Origin of the sequence: Pseudomonas sp. GLN_2 (genome assembly GCF_043106005.1) — a bacterium.
GTDB classification, from domain to species: domain Bacteria; phylum Pseudomonadota; class Gammaproteobacteria; order Pseudomonadales; family Pseudomonadaceae; genus Aquipseudomonas; species Aquipseudomonas alloputida.
Map to the genome: position 1 here is coordinate 20,198 of NZ_JBICMC010000006.1, position 6,871 is coordinate 27,068.

Consider the following 6,871-nt stretch of genomic DNA (forward strand, 5'->3'; position numbering starts at 1 on the left):
GGCATGCCGGGCTTTCAGGTGGCCGGCTGCGGAGTCTCGTCTTCTTCGAAGCCTTGTGAAGCTCGGCCTACCAGCAGTGGGTCGGGTGCATGTGCCACCCCAGGGTCTTTGCCTGGGTAGTCCAGCGAATGCAGGAAGTGCCGGATGCAGTTGATCCGCGCCCGCTTCTTGTCATCGGACTTGATCACCGTCCACGGCGCATCGGCTGTATCGGTATGGAAGAACATCGCCTCTTTGGCCGAAGTGTAGTCCTCCCACTTGTCCAGCGACTTGATGTCGATGGGCGACAGCTTCCAGTGCTTGAGCGGGTCGTCCCGGCGCGAAATGAAGCGTCGCAACTGCTCTTCGCGGTTCACCGAAAACCAGTACTTGAACAGCAGGATGCCACTGTTGCACAACATGCGCTCCAGGTCTGGCGCCTGACGCATGAATTCCAGGTATTGCAGTGGTGTGCAGAAGTCCATCACCTTTTCGACCCCGGCACGGTTGTACCAGGAGCGGTCGAAGAACACCATTTCACCCTCTGTGGGCAGGTGCTGGATGTAGCGCTGGAAGTACCACTGGCCTTTCTCCTGCTCGGAAGGCTTCTCCAGGGCGACAATGCGCGCACCGCGTGGGTTGAGGTGTTCCATGAAGCGCTTGATGGTGCCGCCCTTGCCTGCGGCATCGCGCCCTTCGAACAGGATCACCACACGCTGGCCGGTTTCCTTCACCCAGCTCTGTACCTTCAGCAGCTCGATCTGCAACGCATGCTTGGCCTTGTCGTAGTCCTGGCGGCGCAGGCGGGTGCGGTAAGGGTAGCTGGCCGGCAGGCGTGCCGAGGTGCTGTCCTCGTTGCTGCCTTTGGGGGCCGTGGCAACTTCCAGTGCTGCGGGTTGCTGGCTGATGCGGGTTATTGTCGGCTCCGGCTTGCGCTGGCGTGTGCGGCGTGTGCGGATCGGTGTGGTGGTGGGTTCGCTGGGGGCGGGGAGCAGGAGGGGTGATTCTTCGCTCATGGAGGTCCTTGCTAGTCGATACGGATGTCCGTTTTGGATTATGAAGGTGAGCGAATGATAGCTATTTGATGCTGATCAATGCGAAAAATTACAGGCAACAAAAAACCCGCACTAGGCGGGTTTCTTGTTGTCGCTTCGGGTAACTTTGCAACCACCAGAAGCTTGAAGGTGGTGCCCAGAGACGGAGTCGAACCGCCGACACGAGGATTTTCAATCCTCTGCTCTACCGACTGAGCTATCTGGGCGACGAGGTGAATTAAATAGATTTCCGGACCGCTCGTCAACGACTTTTTGAAAAAATTTTAAATTAATTCCGTCGCTTACGATTTTTGGGGTCATTCGGCCGGTGGAACGTAGCCTTCTGCCTGGGCGTATTCTTCGCCGGCGAAAAACTTGTCCATCTCAGCCTGGAGGAATTTGCGGTCCTCGGCGTTCATCATGTTCAGGCGCTTCTCGTTGATCAGCATGGTCTGGTGCTTCTGCCAGTCGGCCCAGGCTTTCTGCGAGATGTGTTCGAAGATGTCCTGGCCCTTGGCACCGGGATAGGGCGGGCGTTCCAGGCCTGGCAGTTCTTCTTGGTATTTGCGGCACATCACGGTGCGGGTCATCGGGCGTCTCCTGCAATCAGTTCGTCGGTCGCGCGTTCAAGCAGCTTTTTCACCGGGGCGGCGAGGCCCAGGCGCGGCGGGGTGGCGAGGTTATACCAGAGCCAGTCGGCCTCGACCACGTGCTCGCCGACCGGGTCGACGCGCACGAGCCAAGGCTCGATCGCCAGCTGGAAGTGGCTGAAGGTGTGGGTCAGGCCGTCCATGGCGTGGCGGCCAGCCAGGCGCAGGCCGTGCTGGTAGGCCAGGTCGTCGAGTTGGGCGATGTCGTCCAGCTCCGGGAGGCTCCACAAACCACCCCACAGGCCGCTGGAAGGGCGGCGGTAAAGCAGGATGGCGCCTTCGTGGTTGGCCAGCAGTGGCATCAGTGTGCGCCGTTGCGGCAGCGCCTTGCGCGGTTTGGGCTCGGGGTAGCGGGTTTCTTCACCGTGCAGGTGCGCTTCGCAGCCGCGCTGCAACGGGCAGATCAGGCAACTGGGCTTGCTGCGCGTGCACAGCGTGGCGCCCATGTCCATCATCGCCTGGGTGTAGTGGTTGGCGCGTTGTTGCGGGGTAAGGCGCTCGGCAGTGGCCCATAGCTGGTTGGCAACCTTGGGTTCGCCGGGGTAGCCGGCCTGGGCGGTGTAGCGTGCCAGCACGCGCTTGACGTTGCCGTCGAGGATCGGTGCACGGATGCCCATGCTGATGCTGGCGATGGCGCCGGCTGTTGAGCGGCCAATGCCGGGCAGCTCGGTAAGCTGCTCGACGCTGCGCGGGAATTCGCCGCCATGTTGCTCGACGACGACCTTGGCGGCCTTTTGCAGGTTGCGTGCGCGGGTGTAGTAACCCAGGCCCGTCCACAGGTGCAGCACTTCGTCCTCCGGTGCCTCGGCCAGGGCTTGCACGGTTGGCAGGGCCTGCATGAAGCGGTCGAAGTAATTGAGCACGGTGCTGACCTGGGTCTGCTGCAACATGATTTCCGACACCCACACGCGGTACGGCGTGATGCCCTGTTGCCAGGGCAGGTCGTGCCGGCCGTGCTCGTCATACCAGTCCAGCACTGCGCTGGAGAACTGCTCGGGGCTCATCGCTTGAACAGCCCCTTGAGCGCGTCTTTCAGTTCCGGGCTCACTTTGTCTCCAAGTTTTTCATCAAGCTTTTCATCGATCTTGTCCTTCAGGCGGTTGCCGGCCAGCTCGGCGGCAACCTTGCCCAGGCCGTTCTGGTCCAGGCGGCAGGCCTTTGCGCCGAGTTCCAGCGGACCACGGCAGCGCAGGGGTACTTCAACACCTACATAACGTTCGTTGACCTGGCAGGCCGGGTCCGGCATGGCACGCTGGTCGCCTTCGACGACTACGCCGACGTTGTAGTCCATGCCCAGCACGCGCAGGTCGAGGTCACCATGGCCATTGACGGTCAGGCCCGGGATGCGCGCCTTGAGGTCCGGGTTGCTGGCAACGCCATTGCGTACTACCAGGCTGCCGCGCAGTTCCTGGAACGGGGTGTCCTTGCCGCGTGGTTCGCTGCTCAGCGTCTTGCGATTGAGCGTGGCGATGGCCTGGCACAGCTGCTGTTCCAGGTTGGCATTGACCAGCACGCCATCGTTGATGGCGAAGTTTGCGCTGCCGTTCAGGGTGTCGACCAGTGCTTTCTGGCTATTACCGGTGGCTGTCAGATCACTGGTCAGGGTCAGCAGGCCCTTGACCGGCGGCGTCTGTTCCTTGCCTTCGGCCTTGATGAAGTGTTCCACCGGCACCCGCTGGATATTGGTGTTCACACCCAGCTGTGGCACGGCAGGGCGCACGTCGACCGTGCCCTTGGCTTCGAAGGTGCCGTTGTACAGCGCTCCGCGCAGGGTTTGCAGGGTCAGCAGGCCGCCTTGGCCAACGGCCTTGAGCTGGGCACCCTCGATCGGCAGCTTGTCCAGGGTCAACGAGCCGAAGGCCAGGTCGGCCTGCAGGTCGAGAGCGCGCAGACGGTCGACCGGCAGCAGCTTGTCGTCGCTCCATGCCACTTGCGTTGGGGCGTTGGGCAGTGGTGTGGTGCCAGCACCGGCTACGGCGCTGGCCTCTTGTTGCTTGACCTCGGCCTGGCGCGCAGCGGTGGCGCCCTTGGCTTCTTCGCTCTTGGCCGGCAGGTAGCGGTCGGCGTCGAAGGTGTCGCCCTTAAGCTGCAGGCGCAGGGCTTGTTTGGCGAAATCTTCGACGGCCACGCGGCCACTGAAGGTGCTGTCGTCCAGCTTCACCGCTAGGTCTTCCAGGGCCAGGCTGCTGGGCGTGCCCTGCAGGCGAGTCACCAGCTCCAGCTTGGCGAAGGCGGCCGGGTCGTTGGTGGCCGGCAGCGGGTGGCCGATGCTTTCAAGGAAGGCGCGCAGGTTGAACTGGGCGATGGACAGGCCGCCGCTCAGCTGGGGAGCTTTGTCCAGATCACGCAGGTTCAGCTCACCGAGGGCGCGCAGTTGGTTGGCCGAGACTTTCAGGCCGTTCCACGAGGCGACATTGGCGGCCAGGTCGACCAGCAGTTGGCCCTGGGCGGCGAAGGTCACGGTCTTGCCGCCGGTAGGCTCACCCGAGGTCTCACCCGACAGGCGCATGTCTTCGAAGTTGTAGCGCTTGAGCTTGCGGTCGAAGCGCAATTCGCCGGCCAGCTCGGTACGGGCCTTGATGCTCGGCTGGCTGGCGCTGATGAAGGCGCTGGCCTTGAGCGGGACGTTTGCGCCTTCATGGACCGGGCCGGTGCTCAGCTGGATGCTTTCGGCGCTGTAATTTTGGCCGGTCTTGGCATCGGTGTACTGCACGCGGGCGTTGTTCACGGTCAGGCTGTCGATGTCCAGCTTGATGGCGCGGTCGCTGCTGTCGGTGGTCGCAGGCGTCTGCTCGGCAGGTGCCTGTGCGGGTGCATCGGGGCCTGCGCCATTCTGCGCGGGCAGCGGCTTGCCGATGTCCTCCCAGTTGCCATGGCCCTGTTCGTCACGCGCCAGGGTCAGGTTCAGGCCCTCGACACGTACGTCGCTCATTTGCACTTCGCGGCGCAGCAGCGGCAGTACACGGACTGAAAGGCCAAGCATCTGCAGGTCGGCGAATGGTTCCTTGGGTTTGTTCAAGGTAGCGACGCTGGCTTCATGCAGCTCCAGACCCAGCCACGGGAACAGGCTCCAGCCGATGTCACCGTTGAGGGTCAGTTCGACGTGCGCCTTGTCGCGTGCCAGCTGGCGAATCTCGTCTTTGTAGTCGTTGGGATCAAAGAGGTGGGTCAGGGCGAAGCCCAGCGCCACGATGATCAGCAGTAACCCGAGAAGCCCCAGTCCCAGGATTTTGCCGAACGCTTTCATGGGCGAGTCCTTTTAGTCCGTTAGTGAGTTCAGGCGGCAGAGTATAACGCTGTCGCGGTTACCCCTGCTTGTACGACTAGAGATGTAGGAAATTCCTACGCCTGTATCAGAGGGTACGGCTTTCGACAGCTTAATATTGAGCTTTTGCCGGGACATGACCGATTCAGTCGGGCAAAAATGGACGATGGCAGATTGCTTTCATGCTGCTTGATGCTGCTACCCTTGCGCCGCTTTGCGAGCACCCTCCCTATAACAAGGATCAGATTCATGACCAGTACCGTCGCGACGGGAACCTTGGCCAGTGAGCCAGGCTTCCTGTCGAAGGAACGCATAATCGCCCGCCCGGGCTTCAACCGCTGGCTCGTCCCGCCAGCTGCCCTGGCCATTCACCTGTGCATCGGTATGGCCTACGGCTTCTCGGTATTCTGGCTGCCTTTGTCGCAAGCCCTGGGGATCACCGCCCCCGTCGCCTGTGCGGCAGACATGGGCTTCATGGCCCGGATGTTCAGCGCCGAATGCGACTGGCCAATCTCGATGCTGAGCTGGATCTACACTCTGTTCTTCGTCTTCCTCGGCTGCTCGGCGGCGGTGCTGGGCGGCTGGCTGGAGCACGCCGGCCCGCGCAAGGCTGGCCTGGTGTCGGCCTTGTGCTGGTGCGGTGGCATGCTGCTTTCGGCGATAGGTGTGAAAACCCATCAATTGTGGCTGATGTGGCTTGGCTCCGGCGTGATTGGCGGTATCGGCCTGGGCCTGGGCTACATCTCACCCGTGTCGACCTTGATCAAGTGGTTCCCGGACAAACGCGGTATGGCCACCGGTATGGCGATCATGGGCTTCGGCGGCGGGGCCATGGTCGGGGCGCCGCTGGCCACCGCGCTTATGGGGCATTTTGGCAATGAGCACGAAGTTGGCGTATGGCAGAGCTTTGTCGCCATGGCGGCGATCTACTTTGTGTTCATGACCGCTGGCGCCCTGGCGTATCGCGTACCACCGACCGGCTGGAAGCCTGAAGGCTGGGCTGCGCCGTTGAAGAATGCCAGTAACGCCATGGTCACCGACCGCCACGTGCACGTCAGTGTGGCCTGGAAGACCCCGCAGTTCGCGCTGATCTGGCTGGTGCTGTGCCTGAACGTGTCGGCGGGCATCGGCATTTTGGGCATGGCGTCACCGCTGCTGCAGGAAGTGTTCGCCGGTAAATTACTGGGTAACGAACTGACCTTCAGCCAGCTGAGCACTGCGCAGTTGGCGCAGATAGCCGCGATCGCCGCCGGCTTTACCGGCCTGCTGAGCCTGTTCAACATTGGCGGCCGGTTCTTCTGGGCATCGTTCTCCGACTACATCGGCCGCAAGAACACCTACTTTGCCTTCTTCGCCTTGGGCGTGGGCTTGTACAGCCTGGTGCCGAACATGGGGCACCTGGGCAACGTGGCGCTTTTCGTGGCAGCGTTCTGCATCATCCTGTCGATGTATGGTGGTGGTTTTGCAACGGTGCCGGCCTACCTGGCCGACCTGTTCGGCACGCAGATGGTGGGTGCCATCCATGGCCGCCTGCTGACCGCCTGGGCGGCAGCGGGGGTGCTGGGGCCCGTGCTGATTACCTACCTGCGCGAGTATCAACTGGCAGCGGGCGTGGAGCGGGCGGCGGCTTATGACATGACCTTGTACATTCTCGCGGGTCTGCTGGTGCTGGGCTTTATCTGCAACATGCTGGTGCGCCCGGTGGCCGACAAACATTTCATGAGTGATGCCGAACTGGCGGCCGAGCGTGCGTTGAGCCATGACAAGGGCGCCGATGGGGCGCGGTCGCTGGAGTGGAAGGCGGCGCCAGGCAGCCTGCCACTGGTGCTGCTGGCCTGGGCGGTGGTGGTTGTGCCGTTGGCCTGGGGTGTGTGGGTGACACTGCAGAAGACTGCTGTCCTGTTCCATTGATGTAACTGCATGGGTGCGCTTTGCGCCCCTTT

Annotated in this window: 5 protein-coding genes and 1 tRNA gene; 1 reads left to right on the forward strand and 5 read right to left on the reverse strand. The window is 62.3% G+C overall.

The features are described from left to right. Positions 1-14: 14 nt before the first annotated feature. From ppk2 to ACF8Q6_RS01455, 5 genes are all read right to left on the reverse strand, one after another. On the reverse strand, positions 15-995 hold the full coding sequence (gene ppk2, locus ACF8Q6_RS01435) for a polyphosphate kinase 2 (RefSeq protein ID WP_392492569.1): 981 nt from the start codon (positions 993-995) through the stop codon (positions 15-17). 169 nt (positions 996-1,164) lie between these two features. Beyond that, positions 1,165-1,240, reverse strand: a tRNA-Phe gene (locus ACF8Q6_RS01440). 90 nt (positions 1,241-1,330) lie between these two features. Then, positions 1,331-1,603 carry an oxidative damage protection protein gene (locus tag ACF8Q6_RS01445; RefSeq protein ID WP_003255742.1) on the reverse strand — a complete coding sequence of 91 codons (273 nt, stop codon included), beginning with the start codon at positions 1,601-1,603 and terminating at the stop codon, positions 1,331-1,333. Continuing rightward, entirely contained in the window at positions 1,600-2,667 is a 1,068-nt protein-coding gene (gene mutY, locus ACF8Q6_RS01450; RefSeq protein ID WP_011953236.1) for an A/G-specific adenine glycosylase, read from the reverse strand. The genes ACF8Q6_RS01445 and mutY overlap by 4 nt, the downstream gene beginning before the upstream one ends. Continuing rightward, positions 2,664-4,910, reverse strand: coding sequence for an AsmA family protein (locus tag ACF8Q6_RS01455; protein ID WP_392492570.1), 2,247 nt, complete (start codon positions 4,908-4,910; stop codon positions 2,664-2,666). Before ACF8Q6_RS01455 ends, mutY begins: the two co-directional genes overlap by 4 nt. Positions 4,911-5,177: 267 nt before the next feature. Between ACF8Q6_RS01455 and ACF8Q6_RS01460 the strand changes: the two genes are divergently transcribed. Continuing rightward, positions 5,178-6,839, forward strand: a complete 1,662-nt coding sequence (locus ACF8Q6_RS01460) for an OFA family MFS transporter (protein WP_014589368.1) — start codon at positions 5,178-5,180, stop codon at positions 6,837-6,839. Positions 6,840-6,871 lie beyond the last annotated feature (32 nt).